The 19,627-nt window shown below is 71.4% G+C and carries 19 protein-coding genes; 12 read left to right on the top strand and 7 right to left on the bottom strand.

The genetic code is table 11. From position 1 onward, the window contains the following. The first annotated feature begins 33 nt into the window (after positions 1–33). The gene (locus tag ABD287_RS15070; protein WP_344173524.1) at positions 34–417 is read left to right on the top strand and encodes a GtrA family protein; all 384 of its coding nucleotides are present in this window, start codon (positions 34–36) and stop codon (positions 415–417) included. Beyond that, on the top strand, positions 407–2,821 hold the full coding sequence (locus ABD287_RS15065; RefSeq protein WP_344173522.1) for a hypothetical protein: 2,415 nt from the start codon (positions 407–409) through the stop codon (positions 2,819–2,821). Before ABD287_RS15070 ends, ABD287_RS15065 begins: the two co-directional genes overlap by 11 nt. Positions 2,822–2,884: 63 nt before the next feature. On the opposite strand, the gene rfbB is transcribed toward ABD287_RS15065, so the two are convergent. Both rfbB and ABD287_RS15055 read right to left on the bottom strand, forming a co-directional pair. Then, positions 2,885–3,856 carry a dTDP-glucose 4,6-dehydratase gene (rfbB, locus tag ABD287_RS15060; protein ID WP_344173520.1) on the bottom strand — a complete coding sequence of 324 codons (972 nt, stop codon included), beginning with the start codon at positions 3,854–3,856 and terminating at the stop codon, positions 2,885–2,887. Continuing rightward, positions 3,853–4,920, bottom strand: coding sequence for a glucose-1-phosphate thymidylyltransferase (locus ABD287_RS15055; protein ID WP_344173518.1), 1,068 nt, complete (start codon positions 4,918–4,920; stop codon positions 3,853–3,855). The genes rfbB and ABD287_RS15055 overlap by 4 nt, the downstream gene beginning before the upstream one ends. A 260-nt stretch (positions 4,921–5,180) precedes the next feature. Here ABD287_RS15055 and ABD287_RS15050 point away from each other — a divergent pair, with 260 nt between their 5' ends. Together ABD287_RS15050 and ABD287_RS15045 are read left to right on the top strand one after the other, a co-directional pair. Then, positions 5,181–5,930 carry a TIGR03936 family radical SAM-associated protein gene (locus tag ABD287_RS15050; RefSeq protein WP_344173516.1) on the top strand — a complete coding sequence of 250 codons (750 nt, stop codon included), beginning with the start codon at positions 5,181–5,183 and terminating at the stop codon, positions 5,928–5,930. A 157-nt stretch (positions 5,931–6,087) separates the two neighbouring features. Then, complete coding sequence (locus ABD287_RS15045; protein WP_344173569.1) at positions 6,088–9,024, top strand: Rne/Rng family ribonuclease; 2,937 nt, start codon at positions 6,088–6,090, stop codon at positions 9,022–9,024. A 61-nt stretch (positions 9,025–9,085) separates the two neighbouring features. Here ABD287_RS15045 and ABD287_RS15040 read toward each other — a convergent pair whose 3' ends face one another. Continuing rightward, positions 9,086–9,406 carry a hypothetical protein gene (locus ABD287_RS15040; protein WP_344173514.1) on the bottom strand — a complete coding sequence of 107 codons (321 nt, stop codon included), beginning with the start codon at positions 9,404–9,406 and terminating at the stop codon, positions 9,086–9,088. Positions 9,407–9,640: 234 nt separating this feature from the next. Between ABD287_RS15040 and ABD287_RS15035 the strand changes: the two genes are divergently transcribed. From ABD287_RS15035 to ABD287_RS15015, 5 genes are all read left to right on the top strand, one after another. Further along, entirely contained in the window at positions 9,641–9,940 is a 300-nt protein-coding gene (locus ABD287_RS15035) for a hypothetical protein (RefSeq protein ID WP_344173512.1), read from the top strand. Between the two features lie 215 nt (positions 9,941–10,155). After that, positions 10,156–10,470 carry a 50S ribosomal protein L21 gene (rplU, locus tag ABD287_RS15030; protein WP_344173510.1) on the top strand — a complete coding sequence of 105 codons (315 nt, stop codon included), beginning with the start codon at positions 10,156–10,158 and terminating at the stop codon, positions 10,468–10,470. Positions 10,471–10,479: 9 nt separating this feature from the next. Next, positions 10,480–10,737 carry a 50S ribosomal protein L27 gene (gene rpmA, locus ABD287_RS15025; RefSeq protein WP_344173508.1) on the top strand — a complete coding sequence of 86 codons (258 nt, stop codon included), beginning with the start codon at positions 10,480–10,482 and terminating at the stop codon, positions 10,735–10,737. A 102-nt stretch (positions 10,738–10,839) separates the two neighbouring features. Continuing rightward, positions 10,840–12,375, top strand: coding sequence for a GTPase ObgE (gene obgE / locus ABD287_RS15020; protein ID WP_344173506.1), 1,536 nt, complete (start codon positions 10,840–10,842; stop codon positions 12,373–12,375). 115 nt (positions 12,376–12,490) lie between these two features. Beyond that, entirely contained in the window at positions 12,491–12,730 is a 240-nt protein-coding gene (locus ABD287_RS15015) for a hypothetical protein (RefSeq protein WP_344173504.1), read from the top strand. 127 nt (positions 12,731–12,857) lie between these two features. On the opposite strand, the gene ABD287_RS15010 is transcribed toward ABD287_RS15015, so the two are convergent. The 3 genes from ABD287_RS15010 to ABD287_RS15000 form a co-directional block, all read right to left on the bottom strand. Then, positions 12,858–13,445 carry an adenylate kinase gene (locus ABD287_RS15010; RefSeq protein WP_344173502.1) on the bottom strand — a complete coding sequence of 196 codons (588 nt, stop codon included), beginning with the start codon at positions 13,443–13,445 and terminating at the stop codon, positions 12,858–12,860. Between the two features lie 86 nt (positions 13,446–13,531). After that, on the bottom strand, positions 13,532–13,999 hold the full coding sequence (locus ABD287_RS15005; protein ID WP_344173500.1) for a response regulator transcription factor: 468 nt from the start codon (positions 13,997–13,999) through the stop codon (positions 13,532–13,534). 341 nt (positions 14,000–14,340) lie between these two features. Beyond that, positions 14,341–14,640, bottom strand: a complete 300-nt coding sequence (locus ABD287_RS15000; protein ID WP_344173498.1) for a MerR family transcriptional regulator — start codon at positions 14,638–14,640, stop codon at positions 14,341–14,343. Positions 14,641–15,154: 514 nt separating this feature from the next. Between ABD287_RS15000 and ABD287_RS14995 the strand changes: the two genes are divergently transcribed. Then, on the top strand, positions 15,155–15,730 hold the full coding sequence (locus tag ABD287_RS14995; RefSeq protein WP_344173496.1) for a hypothetical protein: 576 nt from the start codon (positions 15,155–15,157) through the stop codon (positions 15,728–15,730). Positions 15,731–15,736: 6 nt separating this feature from the next. On the opposite strand, the gene radC is transcribed toward ABD287_RS14995, so the two are convergent. Continuing rightward, the gene (gene radC, locus ABD287_RS14990) at positions 15,737–16,399 is read right to left on the bottom strand and encodes a RadC family protein (protein WP_344173494.1); all 663 of its coding nucleotides are present in this window, start codon (positions 16,397–16,399) and stop codon (positions 15,737–15,739) included. A 45-nt stretch (positions 16,400–16,444) separates the two neighbouring features. Here radC and pepN point away from each other — a divergent pair, with 45 nt between their 5' ends. Next, the gene (gene pepN / locus ABD287_RS14985; RefSeq protein ID WP_344173492.1) at positions 16,445–18,985 is read left to right on the top strand and encodes an aminopeptidase N; all 2,541 of its coding nucleotides are present in this window, start codon (positions 16,445–16,447) and stop codon (positions 18,983–18,985) included. Next, entirely contained in the window at positions 18,982–19,596 is a 615-nt protein-coding gene (gene nadD, locus ABD287_RS14980) for a nicotinate-nucleotide adenylyltransferase (protein ID WP_344173490.1), read from the top strand. Before pepN ends, nadD begins: the two co-directional genes overlap by 4 nt. Positions 19,597–19,627: the final 31 nt, after the last annotated feature.

Here is a 19,627-nt window from a genome sequence, read left to right as displayed (position 1 = left end):
TCCGCGCTCCGTCGGCTCGCCGCTGACCAACGCGTGCGTTACCTGTTCGCCGGCGGGCTCAGCTCGGCCATCTACTACGCCACCTTCACCGCTGGCTGGCTGGCCTTCGGCGACTGGACGCCGTACCTGCTCGTCGCCGTCGCCACCAACGCCTTCACCGCCGTCGTCACCTACCCGGTTTACCGGTGTGTGGTCTTCCGGGCCGACGGGCCGTGGCTGGCCGGCCTCGCCCGGTTCTATGTGGTCTGCCTGTGGGCGCTGGCGTTCGTGCTCGGCGGCCTGGCGCTGCTCGTGGAGATCGTCGGGCTGCATGTGCTGCTCGCCCAGGCGATCGTCATCGTCATCGGGCCCGTGATCAACTATCAGGCGGGACGGCTGTGGGCGTTCCGCTCCCGCGAGGTGCGCCATGCCGACTGACCTCACCGCCGTCGCCCCGGCAGTGGCCGTGACACCCCAGCCGCCTGCGACGTTGGCCCGCGCGCGCCAACTCCGTCGTCAGGTGTCGGCGTGGGCGCCCGCGGCGCTCGTGCTGGTCGCCACCGTCCTGGTGCTGCGCTACCACGGCGTCGGCCTCGCCGTCCAGGGCCGCTACCTGGCCTACCTGACGTTGGTGGTCCTCGTGCCGGGGACGCTGGTGTGGCGCTGCCTGCGCGGCGGACCGGGCCGGCTTCCGGCCGACATCGTCGGCGGGGCGGCGGTGGGTTACGCGTTCGTCGTCCTCAGCTACCTGGCCGGACGCGCCGTCGGGATGCCGTACCTGCCGGTGGCCGTCGCGGGCGCGGTGCTCGTGGCGTTCGGCGTCGTGCGGCCGCTGCGCCGGCACTGGCGCGGCGGCGGCGCGTCGACCGCGGTGGCCTGGAGCTGGTCGGTGGCCGCGGTGGCGCTGTTCGTCCTCGGTTGGGGGGCGTCGGCCTACTTCCGCGTCCACGGTCTCAGCTGGCCCGCGTCCGGAACGCCCTACACCGACATGGTTTTCCACCAGGCGCTGGTCGGCGAGCTGCGGCACCACCTGCCGGCGCAGATGCCGTACGTGGCGGGGTTGCCGCTGCGGTATCACTGGTTCGTCCATGCCGATTGGGCGGCGACCAGTTGGGCCACCGGCATCGAGCCGTTGACGCTCACCTACCGGTTGGGGACGCTGCCGGCGGCGCTGCTGCTTGTCGTCGGCGTCGCCGTGGCCGCCGACCGGGTCGTCGGCGGACGCACGACTGTCGGCGGCGACCACGCTGGCGTCGGGCTCGGGACGCGTTGGTGGGTCGGTCCCCTGGCGGCGGTGTTGGCGATCGTGACCGTGGCGCCGGACCCGGCGCGGTGGTCGACGGCCGTCGCGCCCACCGCGCACCTGCCGCGCACCATGTGGCTCAGCCCCACCCAGACGTTCGCCAGCCTGCTGTTCGTCGGATTGTTCCTCGTCCTGGCCGACCTGCTCGTCAGCCGCGCCGACAGGCGTGCCACCCCAGCGTCACGCTGGTTGTTGTACGCCCTGCTGGCCGTCGTGGTCGCCGGCGCGAAGGCGACCTACCTGCCGCTGCTCATCGCGGCGTTGGTCCTGGTGGTCGCCGTGGACCTGGGACGCCGGCGCGGACTCAACCGACCGGCGCTGATCGCCGCCGCCGTCGCCGCCGTAGCCATGGGCATCGCCCAGCTGACAATGTTCCGGGGCACCAGCGGCGGGCTGCTCATCGACCCGCTGGCCTCCCTCGACGCGGCGCTGCCGCGGCCGACCGGCAGCGGTTGGACCGTCGGCCACATCGCCGCGATCTGGGCGTTCACCTGGGCGGCGGTGCTGCTGGCCGGCGCGACGCTCCTGCTGCGCCGCCAGCTCGCCGACCCGCTGCTCCTGTTCTGCGTGGGGATGGGTGTAGCGGCCGTGGCGGTCGTGCTCCTCACCTACCAGATGGGCAACAGCCACCACTACTTCCTCCAGGCCGCCCGCCCGTTCGTCGCGATCATCGTGGTCGCCGCCCTCGCCCACCTGACCGTCGACCGCGCCGCGCCGGGCCGGGCCGGGCCAGCCGACGTCCGGACCGCGCCCGACCGGGCGCCCCTGGTCCGGGCGCTCGCGGTGGCCTTCGCGGTGGCGTGCGGCGCGGTCACCGCTGCCCAGGTCGCCGCGGTGACCGCCGATACCGCCCCGACCGCCGCGCAGGGCTGGCTCACCGTCCGGGCGCTGTGGCCGTATGCGGCGCCGGCGCTGCTGGCGGCGGCGTTGGCGGCGGTCGCGATGCTCTGGCCGGCGGCCCGGCGCAGCGCCATCCTGGTGGCGTTGGCGGCGCTGATCGGGGCGACGATCCCCAGCACCGTGGACGCCGTCGAGGTCATCGCGCCCCGCGACGGCCGGCTCCGCGACGTCATCGTGCCGGCCGGGCCCGCCCAGACCGACCCGGTGATCCCCGCCGGGGCCGCCCGAGCCGGCCGCTGGCTGCGCGCCCACACCAGCGTGGACGACCTGCTGGCCACCAACAACCACTGCCGGCTGGCGTCCGGCCCGTGCGACCCGCGGCAGTTCTGGCTCGCGGCGTTCGCCGAGCGTCGGGTCCTGGTCGAGGGGTGGGGGTTCACCGCCCCGGCGAACGCGATCGCTTCCCGGGACCGGCTCAGCTCCGACGAGGTGCCCTTCTGGGATCAGGCGAAGCTGGCCGAGAACGACGCCGCGTTTCTGCGCCCGAGCGCCGGCACGGTGCGCCAACTCCGCGACCGGCACGGGGTCCGGTGGCTGGTCGTGGACACCCGCCGACCGTACGACCCGGCGCTGGCTCGGCATGCGATGCCTCGGTTCGCCGCCGGTGAGGTCGCCGTCTACGAGATCCTGCCCGGCTGACGACGAAGGTGCGGGTGGCGGGCCTTTCCAGGGCGCCCGCCACCCGCGGCGACGCGCTCGGTGTCAACGGTTCTTGAGCGGGCGCCACCACGTCTCGTTGTCGCGGTACCAGGCCACGACCTCGGCCAGGCCACGATGGAACCCGACGGCCGGGGCGTACCCCAGGGCGGACAGCTTGGTGACGTCCACGCTGTACCGGCGGTCGTGCCCGGGCCGGTCGGCGACCGGCTTGACCATCGACCAGTCCGCCCCGAGCGCCTCCAGCAGCAGGCCGGTGAGCTCCTTGTTGGACAGCTCGGTCCCACCGCCGATGTTGTAGATCTCGCCGGGCGCCCCGCGTTCGACGACCAGTTGGATGCCCCGGCAGTGGTCGTCGACGTGCAGCCAGTCGCGAATGTTGCCGCCGTCGCCGTACAGCGGCACCGGCAGCCCGTCGAGCAGGTTGGTGACGAACAGCGGGATGAGCTTCTCCGGGTACTGGTACGGCCCGTAGTTGTTGGAGCAGCGGGTCACCCGCACGTCCATGCCGTAGGTGCGGTGGTAGGCCCGGCACATCAGGTCGCCGCCGGCCTTGGCGGCCGAGTAGGGCGAGTTCGGCAGCAGCGGATGGTCCTCGGGCCAGGAGCCGGTGTCGAGGGAGCCGTAGACCTCGTCGGTGGAGATGTGCACGACGGTCGGCACGTCGGCGGTGCGGGCGGCCTCCAGCAGGCAGTGCACGCCGAGGACGTTGCTGCGTAGGAAGGCCGTCGGGTCGGCGATGGAGCGGTCGACGTGCGTCTCGGCGGCGAAGTTGACGATGAGGTCGTTGCCGGGCACGACGGTCGCCAGGAGCGCCGCGTCGGCGATGTCGCCGTGGACGAAGTCGTAGCGCGGATGGTCGGCCACCGGCGCCAGGTTGGCCAGGTTGCCGGCGTAGGTGAGCTTGTCCAGCACGGTGACGTGCGCGTCCGCGTACATCGGGTAGGCGCCGCCGAGCATCGAGCGGACATAGTGCGATCCGATGAAGCCGGCCCCGCCGGTGACCAGGACTCTCACGGGCGTAGCCGGACGGTGCACTGGTCGCCGATGACCAGCTGGTGGGTGTTGGGGGTTCTGGGCGCCTGGGTCACCTCGACGTCCTTGCCGATGAGGGAGGCCTCGATCCGGGAGACGCCCCGGATCGTCGAGCAGCCGAACATGATCGAGTATTCGATCTCGGCGTCCTCCAACGTACAGCTGTCGCCGATCGAGGTGAACGGCCCGATGTAGGAGCGGACGATCTTGCTGTCCGCGCCGATGATGAGCGGCCCGCGCAGGACGCAGTCCTCGACGACGGCGCCAGCCTCGATGACCACCGGCCCGGTGATCTCGGTGCGGTCGTCGACGGTGCCGTCGATCCGGGGCGTGGTGGACTCCAGGACGATCCGGTTGCACTCCAGCATGTCCTGGACCTGCCCGGTGTCCTTCCAGTACCCGGTGACCAGATGCGAGTGCACCCGGTGCCCGGCGTCGAGGAGCCACTGGATCGCGTCGGTGATCTCCAGCTCGCCACGGGCCGACGGCGCGATCGCCCGGACCGCCTCGTGGATGGCGGGGGAGAACATGTACACCCCGACGATCGCCAGGTCGCTGGTCGGCGCCTCGGGCTTCTCCTCCAAGCCGACGATCTCGCCGCTGCGGCCGAGGACGGCCACCCCGTAGGAGCGCGGGTCGTCGACCGGGGTGAGCAGGATCTGCGCTGTGTAGTCCCCGGCGCGGAAGGAGCCGACCAGCTCGCCGATGCCGCCGACGAGGAAGTTGTCGCCCAGGTACATGACGAAGTCGTCGTCGCCGAGGAAGTCGCGGGCGATGAGAACGCAGTGCGCCAGTCCCAGCGGGGCGTCCTGCGGCAGGTAGGTGATCCGGACGCCGAAGCGCGTTCCGTCGCCGAGGGCGGCGCGGACCTCGGCGCCGGTGTCGCCGATGACGACGCCGATCTCGGTGATGCCGGCGTCCCGGATCGCCTCGATGCCGTAGAACAGCACCGGCTTGTTGGCCACCGGGAATAGTTGTTTGGCCGACGTGTGGGTGAGCGGCCGGAGCCGGGTGCCCCGGCCGCCGGCCAGGATGAGGGCTTTCACAGGTGGGTGTCCTTACGGTTGACGCGGCGCGGCCGGCCCGGGCGAGGGGCTGACACCCACGCCCAGAGGCTTCCGAATGCTGACATAACGGTCCAACGACGCGAACTGCCCGGTTGTGTCGCTGTGGCCCCCGCTGCCCGGCGGCGCGGGACCGGTGCGGGAGGATGTCCCGGTCGTACGTGAGGACGGCCACCCGGTCGTCGCGCCGAAGGAGCCCGACAATCAGCAGGAAACCGCAGCCGGAGGGCAACCAGGCCCCGGTGGTTCAGCGCGTCCGGATCCGCTACGCCAAGCGCGGCCGGCTGCGCTTCACCTCGCACCGCGACTTCGCCCGCGCCTTCGAGCGGGCGATCCGCCGGGCGGGCGTCCCGATCGCCTTCTCCCAGGGATTCAACCCGCACCCGAAGATCTCGTACGCCAGCGCCGCCCCGACCGGGGTCGCCAGCGAGGCCGAGTACCTGGAGCTGGCCCTACAGGCCGAGGTCGAGCCCGAGCAGCTTCGACTGGCCTTGGACGCGTCCCTGTCCGACGGACTCGACGTCCTCGACGCCGTCATCGCGGTCGCGCCCGGCGGCCTGCCCGACCGGATCGACGCCTCCCGTTGGCGGATCGAGCTTCCAGGCGTGCCGGACGACGACGCGCGGACCGCGGTCGCGGCGTTCCACGCCGCGCCGGAGATCCTGGTCGATCGGCTGACCAAGCAGGGACGTCGGACATTTGACGCCCGCGGGGCCGTGGCGTTGATCGAAGTGGCCGGGCCGGACCGCGTGGGAAGTGATCTACCTTCCGGGGCGGGAGACCACCTGTGTGCGATACTCGACCTTGTCGTGCGGCAGGTGACACCCGCCGTCCGACCCGATGACGTCCTGTCCGGCCTGCGCGTGGTAGCCGACCTGACGCCGCCGGCGCCCCCGCGGGTGACCCGGCTGGCGCAGGGCTCGCTGACCGCGCAGGGGGACATCGTCGATCCGTTGGAGGCGGATCGCGGGACACCCATCGGGGACCGTTAGCCAGCTCGGCCAACGGTCTCGGCAGACTTCGACGCCGATCATCGTGGCTCCGGCCTCAGCTGGAGCGTGATGCGCGCGGCGCCGTCAACACCCGCGGTAACCCTGCGTGGCAGCGTTTCGACGCGCCCGGGGAGTGCCAGAACTGGAGAGCTTCAGCATGCTCGACAACGAACCCGAAAACGGCGAAGTGACCGGAACACCGGCGACTGAGCTACCCGTCAAACGCACGCGTCGCCGGGCCATCAAGCCCGTCGTGGCCGACGCCGCTGCCACCACCAGCGAGGCTCCTGACGCCGGGACCGCCACGGACCCGCCGGCCGTCGAGGCCACTCCCAAGCGCCGACGCGCCCCGCGCAAGGCCGCGGCGGCCGCTGCGGTCGAGCCGACGCCCGGCGCTGAGGCGGCGCCGGCAGCCGAACAGCCCGTCGGCGGCGAGGTCCCCCCCGACACCGGCGTCGATCTCCCCGCCGAGCCGGCCCGTCGCGTCACCCGCCGCCGCAAGGCCGCCGCCCCGGTGGCCGAAGGCCCGGCAGTCGACGCCGCGGCCGAAAGCGGGTCGGTCGCGGCCACCACGCCGACGCCGACTCAGCCCGCCGCCGAGACGCCGGCTGCCGAGACGCCGGTCGCCGAGCCGGAGGCCGAAGCGCCGTCGCGCCGCCGCCGTAAGGCGCTGCCACCGGTCGTGCTGTTCATGCCGCCCGAGGTCACCGCCGCCACGGAGCCGGACACTCAGTCGGTCGCGCCCGCCGAGGCGGCGCCGGTGACCGAGCCCGCCACTGAGCGTGGTCGCCGGCGCCGTGGCCGCAGGGCCGAGCCGGAGCCGGTCGTCGAGGACGAGGTCGAGGCGGAGGAAGAGGAGCCGCTCGTCGCCGAGCTCGACGAGGACGACGAGGACGCCGGCGCACGCCGTCGCCGTCGTGGCCGTCGCGGTCGTGGCCGCGGCAAGGGCGGCGTCGACGATGTCGACGCCATCGACGAGCCCGCCGCCGCCGAGGAGGCCGAGGAGACGGACGAGGACGAGCCGCTCACCCGTCGCCGTCGCCGTCGTCGCCGTAAGGGCTCGGCCGACGACAACGCCGCCGAGGACGACGGCGTGCCGACCGTGGTGCGGATCCGCGAGCCGCGTCGGGTCTCCGACGAGGTGCAGGGCGTCACCGGATCGACCCGGCTGGAGGCCAAGCGGCAGCGCCGCCGCGACGGCCGTGACCAGCGGCGGACCCGTCCGCCGATCCTCACCGAGTCTGAGTTCCTGGCCCGCCGGGAGGCGGTCGACCGGGTGATGGTGGTCCGTGAGCGCGGCGACCGCACGCAGATCGCGGTGCTGGAGGACAACGTCCTCGTCGAGCACTACGTGACCCGGATGAGCGCCGGGACGATGGCCGGCAACGTGTACCTGGGCAAGGTCCAGAACGTGCTGCCGAGCATGGAGGCGGCTTTCGTCGACGTCGGTCGGGGCCGCAACGCGGTCCTGTACGCCGGCGAGGTCAACTGGGACGCCACCGGTCTGGCCGGCCGCGCCCGCTCGATCGAGCAGGCCCTCAAGCCCGGCGACCCAGTGCTGGTGCAGGTCACCAAGGATCCGATCGGCCACAAGGGCGCCCGGCTCACCAGCCACGTCGCCCTCTCCGGCCGGCACCTGGTGTACGTGCCCAACGGCAACGCGTCCGGGATCAGCCGCAAGCTGCCGGACACCGAACGCAAGCGCCTGCGGGACGCCCTGAAGAAGCTCGTGCCCGACGGCGCCGGCGTCATCGTGCGCACGGCCGCCGAGGGAGCGTCCGAGGACGAGCTGGCCCGGGACGTCAAGCGGCTGCAGGCGCAGTGGGAGGACATCCAGGCCAAGGTGTCCGGCGGCAACGCCCCCACCCTGCTGTACGAGGAGCCCGACCTGGTGATCCGGGTGGTGCGGGACCTGTTCAACGAGGATTTCCGCGAGCTGGTCATCCAGGGCGACAGCTCCTATGACGAGGTTGAGGCGTACCTGTCCCACGTTTCGCCCGACCTCATGGAGCGACTGCGTCGGCACACCGGCGCGGTCGACGTCTTCACCGCGCTGCGCATCGACGAGCAGATCATCAAGGGTCTGGACCGCAAGGTGTACCTGCCCTCGGGCGGGCATCTGGTCATCGACCGCACCGAGGCGATGACGGTCGTCGACGTCAACACCGGCAAGTACACCGGCGCCGGCGGCAACCTCGAGGAGACGGTCACCCGCAACAACCTTGAAGCGGCCGAGGAGATCGTGCGTCAGCTGCGGCTGCGCGACATCGGCGGCATCATCGTCATCGACTTCATCGACATGGTCCTGGAAAGCAACCGGGAGCTGGTGCTGCGCCGGTTGACCGAGTGCCTGGGCCGGGACCGGACCAAGCACCAGGTCACCGAGATCACCTCGCTGGGTCTGGTGCAGATGACCCGTAAGCGCATCGGCGCCGGCCTCATCGAGGCGTTCAGCGAGAACTGCGAGCAGTGCAAGGGCCGCGGTCTGATCATCCACTCGGAGCCGGCCCCGGAGCGCGCCAAGGGGGCCGGCGAGCGGGTCAAGGTCGTCGCGTCCGCGTCCGCGCCCGCGCCGGCGAAGGCGGAGCCTTCAGGTCGCCGTCGTGGCCGCCGGGGCGCGGTGGCCGAGGAGTCCCATGTTGACGAGTCGGCGGAGCGGCCTTTCGACGAGATCGCGCTCGACGAGCCGGAGCCGGACGAGGTCGTCGAGGTGTACCTGCCGATCGAGGACATCGCCGACGAGGTGAACGGCGACGAGGTGATTGTCGAGGAGTTCGTGGCTGAGCCGGTTGTCGCCCGGCGTGGTCGGGGCGCTTCGCGTCCCGGCCGGGCGGCCAGGTCGGCGAAGTCGTCCGTCGCGCAGGCGGCCATTGACGTCGTCGGCGCGGCGTCGGCCAATGGGACCTCGGCCGCCGTGACACCGGTCGAGCGGCTGGCATCTCCGGCGGCGCCGGGCGCGAGGGCGGCGCAGCTGCCGGTGTCCGGCGTCTCGGGAATCGCCCGTCCGGCTGTGGCCCCCGTCGTAGCTGAGAAGGCCGACGACGAGGACGACTACAACGACCCGCAGGGCTACGACCTGTCGCGGTTCGAGTAGGCCCCGGACCGCTGTCAGCGGGTGGTCGGCGCCGGGCCTTCCATCGGGCGGGGCTGGGGGATCAGCCCGCCTGGGGGAAGGCGTTGCTGAGCTGGCCCCGGGCCCAGGCCATCCGCCGGGCGGCGGTTTCGGGGTGGTCGCCGAACTCGCCGGCGACGACGGCGACGCAGCCGTCGGAGCCGTGGCGCAGGATCATCTCAGCGATTGCGTCGCGTACATCGTCGGCCTCGGGCTGTTGCGAAGGCTGGAGGTTCGAGGCGAACAGGGCCTCGGCCGCCAGCTCGGTCGTTGTGATGATCACGTCGTCCTCCTTGGCCTGCTCGACGCTGCGTGTGATCTCGCTGACACTCAGATAACGGGTATTCGAGAGCGGCGGCGGCATCGGATGGGTTGCTACGAAGTTGCGTCTGCGACGGACCTATGCCTTTAAAGTGAGGCAATCACTGATAGTCGTTCTTGTCGTTGGCGTGGCGGTCTGATAGCCGCCACGCTGGCGCTGTTCGTCACCCTGGCCGGGGCCTGCGGCGATGGCGCGTCGTCACCGCAGCCTGCGGCGACCCCCTCACTGCCAGCCGCCGACCGTGCCGTATGTCAACAGGTCAACGCTACCCACCGGGTGCGACAGGGCGCCTTCGCCCGGCGCTGGGCTGAGGTGGCCAGGGCGGCCGAGGACGGCGACGAGGCCACCAGCGCCAGCGTTGGCGAGATCGCCACCCAGGAGCTGTTCGAGTGGGGCGGCGAGCTGGAACAACTGCGCGGACAGGCGGCCGACCCGGCGCTGCGCGCCGCGATCGCCGCCGCCGCCGCCAGCCTCAAGCAGCTCGCGGCGGCCGAGGACCAGACGCCGGTGGGCGAGATGACGGCCCGCGTCGACGCGGCCCGGGCGAGCACCGCGCCGGTGTGCGGGAGCGATTGACCGACCCGTTTTTGCCGCCCGTCCCCGATGGCGTACTCTTACCTGCGGCGCACCGTCGTGCGCTGCGGTTTCCCATGTGCGCGTGACGCCGTTACGGGGCGCGCGACGCCGGTGAGGCCGAACCACGATCTGCCCGCAGCTATTCCGCCACAGCGTTCAGCGCTGGTTCCGGCCGGGACTGCTGTGTCAGTTTCACGACAGGGAGCACGCGACTGATGTACGCGATCGTCAAAACCGGCGGCAAGCAGTACCGGGTCGCTGAAGGCGACGTGATCGAGGTCGAGAAGCTCGCGGGCGAGCCCGGTGACGCTGTCTCGTTGTCGGCGGTCCTCGTCGTCAACGGCGACGAGCTGACGACCGACGCCGCCAAGCTGGCCAAGGTGTCGATCGCCGCCGAGCTCGTGGCTCACACCAAGGGCCCGAAGATCCGGATCCACAAGTTCAAGAACAAGACCGGCTACCACAAGCGCCAGGGTCACCGTCAGCCGCTGACCCAGGTCAAGGTCACCGGCATTTCCACCGGGAAGTAGGCGTTCACGATGGCACACAAAAAGGGAGCGTCCAGCTCGCGCAACGGCCGCGATTCCGAGTCCAAGCGGCTCGGCGTCAAGCGCTTCGGCGGCCAGCGCGTCAACGCCGGCGAGATCCTGATCCGTCAGCGTGGCACCAAGTTCCACCCAGGCGACCTGGTCGGCCGTGGCGGGGACGACACGCTGTTCGCGCTGGCCACTGGCAGCGTCCTGTTCGGCACCAAGCGCGGTCGCAAGACCGTCAGCATCGTGCCGGTCGGGGTCTGACACAGCGACTTCAACGGCGGGTCCGGGGCTTCGCGGCCCCGGCCCGCCGTTCGCGCGTTCAGGCCCTCCGGCGGCATCTTCTACAGGCGAGGAACGACACACATGGCCACGTTCGTTGACCGGGTGGTCCTGCACCTACAAGCCGGCAACGGCGGGCACGGCTGTGCGTCGGTCCACCGGGAGAAGTTCAAGCCCCTCGGCGGCCCCGACGGCGGCAAGGGCGGCCATGGCGGCGACATCACCTTCGTCGTCGACCCGGCGGTGCACACGTTGCTGGACTTCCACTTCCACCCGCACGTCAAGGCTGAGAACGGCAAGGGCGGCGCGGGCGCGAACCGGGACGGCGCCAACGGTCGTGGGCTGATCCTCAAGGTCCCCGACGGCACCGTCGTCCACAGCGCCGACGGCGAGGTGCTGGCCGACCTCGTCGGGATCGGCGCGACCTTCGACGTCGCCCGTGGCGGACGCGGCGGACGCGGCAACGCCGCCCTGGCCAACTCCCGGCGCAAGGCGCCGGGTTTCGCCGAGCTCGGCGAGCCGGGCGAGCAGGTCGACGTCGTGCTGGAGCTCAAGAGCGTCGCCGACGTGGGCCTGGTGGGTTTCCCGTCGGCCGGCAAGTCCTCGCTCATCGCGGTCATCTCAGCCGCCAAGCCGAAGATCGCCGACTACCCCTTCACCACCCTGGTGCCGAACCTGGGTGTCGTGCAGGCGGGCGAACACACCTTCACCGTCGCCGATGTGCCCGGTCTCATCCCGGGCGCCGCCACCGGCAAGGGCCTGGGTCTGGAGTTCCTGCGGCACATCGAGCGCTGTGCGGTTCTTGTCCACGTCATCGACATGGCGACGATGGACCCGGGACGCGACCCGCTCGCCGACATCGACGCCCTGGAGGCGGAGCTGGCAGAGTACGGCGGGCTGGCCGACCGCCCCCGGCTCGTCGCGCTCAACAAGATCGACGTTCCGGACGGGCGCGACCTCGCCGAGATCGTCCGCGCTGACGTCGAGGCGAAGGGCTGGCCGGTCTACGAGATCAGCGCAGCCACCCGTGAGGGTCTCCAGGAGCTCAAGTACGCGATGGCCGCGGCCGTGGTCGCGCACCGGGCGGCCAACCCGCCGCCCGAGCCGACCCGCGCCATCGTGCGTCCGAAGGCGGTCAACGACACCGGGTTCCTCATCGAGGCCGATGCCGACGGCGGGTTCACCGTCCACGGCGAGAAGCCCCGGCGCTGGGTGGCCCAGACGAACTTCGACAACGACGAGGCGATCGGTTACCTGGCCGACCGGCTCGCCCGGATCGGCGTCGAGGACGCTCTGGCCAAGGCCGGCGCGGTGCCCGGCTGCCCGGTCCGGATCGGGGGCCGCGAGTTCGATTGGCAGCCGTCGGTCTATGCCGGCGTCGAGTACGTTCCCGGCTCCCGCGGCGGGGACACCCGGCTTGAGGAGTCCCTCAACCGCGCCTCCGCGTCCCAGCGGCTCGCCGCCCGCAAGGCCCGCCGGGTCAGGTTCGAGGACCTGGCCGCCGGCCAGAGCACGCCCGGCGCTCCCGCCGCGGCAGCCGAGGGGGTCGCGACGGTGGGCGCCTCGGCGGCGGGCGCCGACGACGCGGACGACGCCGCTACCGACCCCGACGCTTTGTGACCGCTCCGGCCGGGCCGAGCGCAACGTGCCCGCAACCGGGGTGGCACTCGGTCGACAACCCGGCGCGGGTGAAGTAGTTCTTGTCAGCGACCGGCGGACACACGGGGGAACCGAGATGATCAGCACCGTCACCGATCTGATGGCCGAATCCCTGTTCGCCTCGGACCTGCAACCCTCGGAGCAGCCGGACACCGCCGCGATCAACGCCGCGATCTCGGCTACGCTGCTGCGGCACGGCGTCGAGGGCTGCGCGGCTGTCGTCGCCGCCGAGTACGGCGACCACCCGGAGACCGCTGTCGCCCGGATGCGCTGGTGCCGTGAGCGGGCCGGCGACGCCGTGGCCGTCGCCGCCTAACATCCGCTGTCGGCTGGTCAGGCGGGTACGTCGAGCCTGACGTCGCGCCCCGTCGGGTTTCGATGCGAAAGCGGGGGCCACGTGGGGCTCACGCGAGAGCGCTGCCGGACCTGTCGCCCGCGCTGTCTCAGGCCCCGTCGGGGCGCTGAGCTGCTTTGTCCAGCTCAGCGATGATCGTCGCGGTGACGTGGTCCACGGGTTGGTTGCCGTCGACGGTGATGAGGGTCTCCCGGCGCGCGTAGTAATCGAGCAGAGGGCGGGTTGACGCCTCGAACACGTCGAGCCGGTGCTCGACGACGGCCTGGGTATCGTCCGTGCGGTGCTCGTGTCGCGCCCGCGACAGCATCCGGCGGACCAGCTCGGGACGGGAGACGTCCAGGTGCACGGCGGTCCGTACCGAGGCGCCCAGCGGCCTGGCGACCAGGTACGCCGCCTCGGCCTGCTCGACGGTCCGCGGGAATCCGTCCAGCACGTACCCGCTGTGCCTGGCGGCCGACTCGACGGGCCGGCGCAGCACGTCCATGACGATTCCGTCCGGGACGAGATCCCCGCTGCGCATAAGGTCGGCGACGGCCCCGCCGATCGGGGTGCCCCGTTCGACATGGTCACGAAGCAGCGCGCCGCTGGAGATGTGCTCGATGCCGTAGTGGGCGGCGACCCGCATGGCCTGGGTGCCCTTGCCGCTGCCGGGTGGACCGATCAGTAACAGGCGCATCACGAGGCTCCCGGATCGAACGTGACCAGAGCCCGATTGTGCCCCGGATCGACCGCCGGGGCGGGGATGACGACCCTGCGTGCGCGTCAGGCGCTCTCCCTGGCCAGCTGGGGCTCCTCGGACCGTGGCGTCAGCGAGGCGGTGGCGGCCCTCAGGGCGAGGTTGGCCGCCCGCGCGGAGTGGACCGGAGACTTGGCGATGGCGGCGTCGAGCCGGTTGACGAGATCGCCGCGGTGGAACGGCTTGACGACATAGTCGTCGGCGCCGGCGGCCAGCCCGGCGCGGATGTGCGTGTCGTATGCCTGGGTGCTGACGATGACGATGGGCAGGTTGACCGTGGTGGGGTCCTTCCGGAGCCGGCGGCACAGGTCGATGCCGGAGCGCCCGGGGAGCCGGACGTCCAGCAGCACCGCGTCGATTCCGCCGTCGTGGATCGTGGTGATGGCCTCCTCGGCGGCGCTCACCGCGAGTGGCTCGTGACCGGCTCGGATGAGCGCCCACGCGAAGAGGCGTCGGTGATCGGCGTCGTCGTCCACTACCAGGATTGTGGCCACGGGGATCCTCCGGCTGCTCGGCGCGGTTGTCGACGCTGATCGGGTGTTGTTGCTCACTCAAGCCTGCGGTTGGTGCGGCGACGGTGCGGCGGCGTTGCCATCAGGTTGCCAACCGCCCGATCGGCCGACACGTTCGCACAGGTGCTGACGACGGAGCCTGATCGGGCAGGCCTGCGCTACCTAGATGCAGAATTAGCAAGATATGTAACTATTCGCCGAACCGGACACCGCCGACATCCCCATGAACGACGGCGACCAGTGGTGCCCAAGCCGTTCACGCGGGCTGAGCTGGAGGCTGGTGTCGACTCGGCGCTCGGCGCTCGGCGCGTCGTAACCGAGAGTCAGCGGTTCTCGAGTTGGCCGTTCTGCCGGAGCGCTTCCTCAAGCTGATCTTCCAGGATGATGATGCGACAGGCCGCTGCGAGGTCTGTGCCGCCGTCAGCCAGCTCACGGGCCCGGGCGGCGAGGCGTAGCTGGTAGCGGGAGTAGCGGCGGTGTCCGCCGTCGGAGCGGCACGGTTCGATCAGCTTCGCGTCGCCCAGTCGGCGCAGGAAGTCGGGCGAGCAGCCGATGATCTCCGCAGCGCGGCCCATGGTGTAGGCGGGATAGTCCTCGTCGTCGAGCATGTCGGGTTCTGCCATGTATGCCTCCACTGTGAGGGCCCCGGCGCAGTAGCGCCGGGGCCCAGGGTTTGTGGGTCAGAAACACCATTGACCGACAGAACGTCGGTTGGTCGCTGCCTAGCTGGCCCGTCTGTCGGGCCTCAGGCGCGCGGATCGCTTAATCGTGACCGGAGACCACCTCTCGTTCGATGGAAACAGCGGTGTCCGCCTCAGCCCTCGAGAGCAGCTGACTGCGGGCGATCCAACGGTGTACGCCCTCCCTTTCCTCTGGATTACTGGTGAATCTCCGGCAAGGCCGAACCTGAACGGCTCTACCGGCGTGGTGCCTCTGTCGCCGTCGTCTGGGCGGCGCGTCTGCGTCTTTGTTGCGTCTGCGTCTGCGTTATTCGCTCTTGACTGAAGAAACGGTACCCAACAGCCACCAGGAAGTCTAGTGCATCAAGGGCAGATTTTCTCGAAAAGCTCGCGATAGCGGTCCGGTCGGGTGGCGCGGAACTCCTGGATTAGCACACCTGTTCGATATGGTGTGGGAATGCTGATGCTCAGAGAACCGATCGGGCGGTACGACCGTTCGCTGACGGGGCCCCGTCACGAGTTCGTGCTGCTGGTCGAGGGCGCCGGCGCGTCTGGGCCCGGCCTGCCCGCGGCCGATTTGCCCGCCGGAGCGCGCGTCGTGGCCTCCCCGCTGGCTGGCGGTCGGGTGTGCGTGTATTGGCCAGGCTCCACTCGGGTGGCCGCCGTCGTCGCCGCTGTCCAGCACCTCGAGCGCGCCGGCTGCCGGGTCTGGCGGGTCGACGCCGGCGACATGGTCACGCTGACGGTAATCGCAGGGCGTGCCCAACGCTCCCGGGAGACAGTGCGGCTGTGGTCGCTGGGCTCGCTCGGCCCGGGCGGGTTCCCGCCGCCGCTCAACCCGGGCGCCTCGACCGCCCTCTACAGCTGGGCGGAGGTCCGGCGTTGGCTGCGCATACGTCTGAACGTCGACCTGCCCGCCGATCGGGCCGACGACGACGCGCTCGTCGCTGCGGACCTGGCGCTGCGGCTGCGCCGGATCGCCGACTGGCTGCCCGACCCGGCGCCGGTCTGGGAGCTGCTCATGCCGCCATGAATCGGATCAGCCGGTCAGCGGCACGACGCCCCAGCCCTCGTCGGTGACGACGACATGGTCGAGGAACCGGAGGCCTACCGCCGCCGCGGCCGCGGCCACCGATCGGGTCGCGGCGATGTCCGCGTCGCTGGGCGTGGCATCCCCGCCGGGGTGGTTGTGAGCCAGCGCGAACGCGACCCCGTCCCGACGCAGGACCGCCACGATGATCTCCCGTACTGGCGCTGCCACCTCGCCGGCCGCGCCTTCGGCCGCAACCTCCCGCGCCAGGACACGGTGACTGTTGTCGCAGGTCAGGAGCACCAGGCGCTCCCGTCGTCGGCCACGCAACAGCGGCGCCGCCACCGCCGCGATGTCGGCGGCGTTCGCCAACGTCGTGCCGGCGGCCGGCTGCCCGGCCCGCCGACCCAGCTCCCATGCCGCCGCCAGCGCGGCCGCCTTCGCCACCCCCACTCCCGGCACCCCGGCCACCTCGGCGGGGTGGGCGCTGGACAAGCCCGTCAGCGAGCCGAAACGGTTCAGCAGCAGCTCGCCCAACTGGTGCGCGCCGACGCCCCGCGCGCCGGTGCCGAGCAGCAACGCCAACAGCTCCCGGTCGGCCAGCGCCTCCGCCCCCCGGTCGAGCAGCCGCTCGCGGGGCCGATCGGCGAGGGGAAGGTCCACGATCCGCATGCGCGCACCGTAGGCCGTAGCTGCGACATCGGGCACGATAACCGGATGCCGAACCTGAACCGAGCGGAGGCCGTCGTTCGCGCCGGTCTGCTCAGTGACCTGTCGTACGAGGTCGACCTTGACCTGACCGGTGGCCCGGAGCGGTTCCGCTCGGCGACCACGATCCGTTTCCGGGCGCAGCGGTCCGCGTCGACGTTCGTCGAGCTGCGTCCGGCGGTGCTGCGCCGGGCCACCCTCAACGGCGCGGAGCTGGACCCGACATCGCTGGCGGACAACCGCCTTCCGCTGCCTGAGCTGGCCGAGACGAACGTGCTGGTCGTCGAGGCCGATATGCGCTACTCGCGCTCAGCCGAGGGCCTGCACCGGTTCGTCGACCCGGCGGACGAGGCGGTCTACCTTTACGCGATGGCGTTCCTGGACAACGCGCAACGCATCTTCGCCTGCTTCGACCAGCCCGACCTCAAGGCCCCGGTGACGATGACGGTGACCGCGCCAGACGACTGGACGGTCGCTGCCAACGGCGCCCTGGCTGGCCGCGAGGGCGGGCGCTGGCGGTTCACACCGACGCATCCGTTGTCGACCTATGTGGTCACGCTCATCGCCGGACCGTACGAGGCGCGCCGGACCGAGCACGACGGCGTCCCAATGGCCCTGTACGCCCGGCGCTCGCAGGCGGCGGCGCTGGACCGCGACCTCGACGAGCTGTTCGACATCACCCGCCGGTGCCTGGACCGGTTCCACGGGCTGTTCGACTACCGCTACCCGTTCGGTCAGTACGACCAGGCTTTCGTCCCCGAGTTCAACGCGGGCGCGATGGAGAACCCGGGCCTGGTCACCCTCCGCGACGAGTACTTGTACGAGTCAGCGGCGACCATGACGGAGCTGGAACGCCGCGCCGAGGTGATGGCGCATGAGATGGCCCACATGTGGTTCGGCGACCTGGTGACCATGCGTTGGTGGGACGACCTGTGGTTGAACGAGTCCTTCGCCCAGTACCTGGGGGTGCGGGTGGCCACCGAGGCGACCAGGTACCGGGCCGGTTGGGTCCGGTGCGCCATCGACAGCAAGCGTCGGGGTTACGCGGCCGACCAGCGTCCGTCGACCCACCCGGTGGCGCCCGGCCGGGTCGATGACACCGAGGACGCGTTGACCAACTTCGACGGCATCTCCTACGACAAGGGCGCCGCGGCGCTGCGTCAGCTGGTCGCGGCGATCGGGGACGAGGCGTTCGTGGCCGGTCTGCGCGCTCATGTGAGCGACAACGCCTTCGGCAACGCCACCCTGTCGGACCTGCTGGCGGCGCTGGGCCGCGCCAGCGGCCGGGACCTGACCGCCTGGGCGCAGGCGTGGTTGCGGTCGGCGCAGGTCAACACGCTCCGGGCGGTCACCGATGTCACGCCGGACGGTCGGTGGCGGTCGGTCGTCATCGAGCAGAGCGCCCCGGACAGCCACCCGGTGTTACGTCCGCACCGGCTCCGGTTGGGACGGTACGACCTGGTGGATGGTCGGGGCGTCGCGTCCCCGGCGGTGGAGTTGGAGGTGAGCGGCGCCCGCACGGAGGCGGCGGCGCTGGTCGGAGCGCCGGCCGCGGACCTGTTGCTGGTCAACGACGGCGATCTCACCTTCGCCAAGATCAGGCTGGACGACCGTTCGGCGGCGTCGTTGCCGTCTCTGCTTCCGCTGGTTGGCGATCCGCTGGCCCGCGCGTTGCTGTGGTCGGAGTTGATGGACCGGGTGCGCGACGCGCAGGCCCCGCTGTCGGCCCTGACCAGTCTCATGGCACAGGCCCTGCCGGGGGAGCGTTCCCTGACGATCGTGGACGCCGTGCTGGAGACCGCCATGCGGTTCGCCGGCGCCTATGTCAGCGGCGTGGCCCGGTCGGCGGCTCTGGAGGATCTGCGCGCGGTGGCCGCGGGACTGCTCGCCACCGCCGAGCCCGGCAGCCCAGCCCAGTTGACCGCCGCCCGGGTCGCGGTGGCGGTGGCGACGCAGCCACAGCCGTTGTGGGACTGGCTCGCCGGCGACGCGCCGACCGGACTCGCTCTGGACGCCGACCTGTGCTGGCGGATCAGATATCGGTTGGCCGTGCTGGGCGCCGCCGGTCCCGCGACCGTCGACAGGTGGCTGGCGCAGGAGCGTACGGGCGCCGCCGAGCAGTGGGCGGCCCGCTGCCGGGCCGCGATCCCGACAGCCGGGTCCAAGGCCGCGGCCTGGGCGCTGGTGACCGCCGACGACAGCGCCTCAAACCGGATCATCAGCGCGACAGCGGAAGGCTTCTGGCAGCCGGAGCAGGCGGCTCTGACGGCCGAGTATGTGCCAAGGTACTTCGCCGAGCTCGCGGAGGTGATCGCCCGACGCACGCCGTGGGTCGCCGAGACCGTCGCCCGGGACCTGTTCCCGTGGCCGGCCGTCGACCGGTCGACCCGCGAGGCGACAGCGACGCTGCTGGCGTCCGGGACGCTGCCGGCGCTGGCCCTGCGCAAGGTGATCGACGCCGACGACCAGGTGAGACTGGCCCTGGCGGCCCGCGAGCGGTGGGCGGCCAGCGCCGCCGGTGGTGATCAACGCCCTACGATGGGCGAATGAGTCGCGAGGACGACCGGCAGGCGGCCGGGCTGCGTCGACGTGTGGGCATCATGGGCGGCACGTTCGATCCCGTCCACCACGGGCACCTGGTCGCCGCGAGCGAGGTCGCCGACCAGTTCGGTCTCGACGAGGTGGTGTTCGTCCCGACCGGGCATCCCTGGCAGAAGGACGCCACGGTGAGTCCCGCCGAGGACCGGTATCTCATGACCGTCATCGCCACCGCGTCGAATCCCCGTTTCAGCGTGAGCCGGGTGGATGTCGACCGGGCGGGTCCGACGTACACCGTCGACACCTTGCGTGACCTGCGGGTCGCCTACGGGGAGAAGACCGAGCTGTTCTTCATCACCGGCGCTGACGCTCTCGACCGGATCCTGTCGTGGAAGGAGGCCGACCAGCTTTTCGAGCTGGCGCATCTCATCGGGGTCACCCGTCCCGGGTTCAAGCTCTCGGACGCCCATCTGCCGGCTGATTCGGTCAGCCTGGTGCAGGTGCCGGCGATGGCCATCTCGTCGACGGACTGCCGTGAACGGGTCAGCGCCGGCAAGGCGGTCTGGTACCTGGTTCCGGACGGCGTCGTCCAGTACATCGCCAAACGTCGACTCTACGTCTGACTGCGCCCGACCGGTCCCGTCTCGGCGGGTG

It is taken from the genome of Pilimelia columellifera subsp. columellifera (genome assembly GCF_039532605.1).
GTDB lineage: Bacteria > Actinomycetota > Actinomycetes > Mycobacteriales > Micromonosporaceae > Pilimelia > Pilimelia columellifera.
Note: the sequence above shows the minus strand (reverse complement) of the source record. Positions and strands in the feature narration are given on the sequence as shown.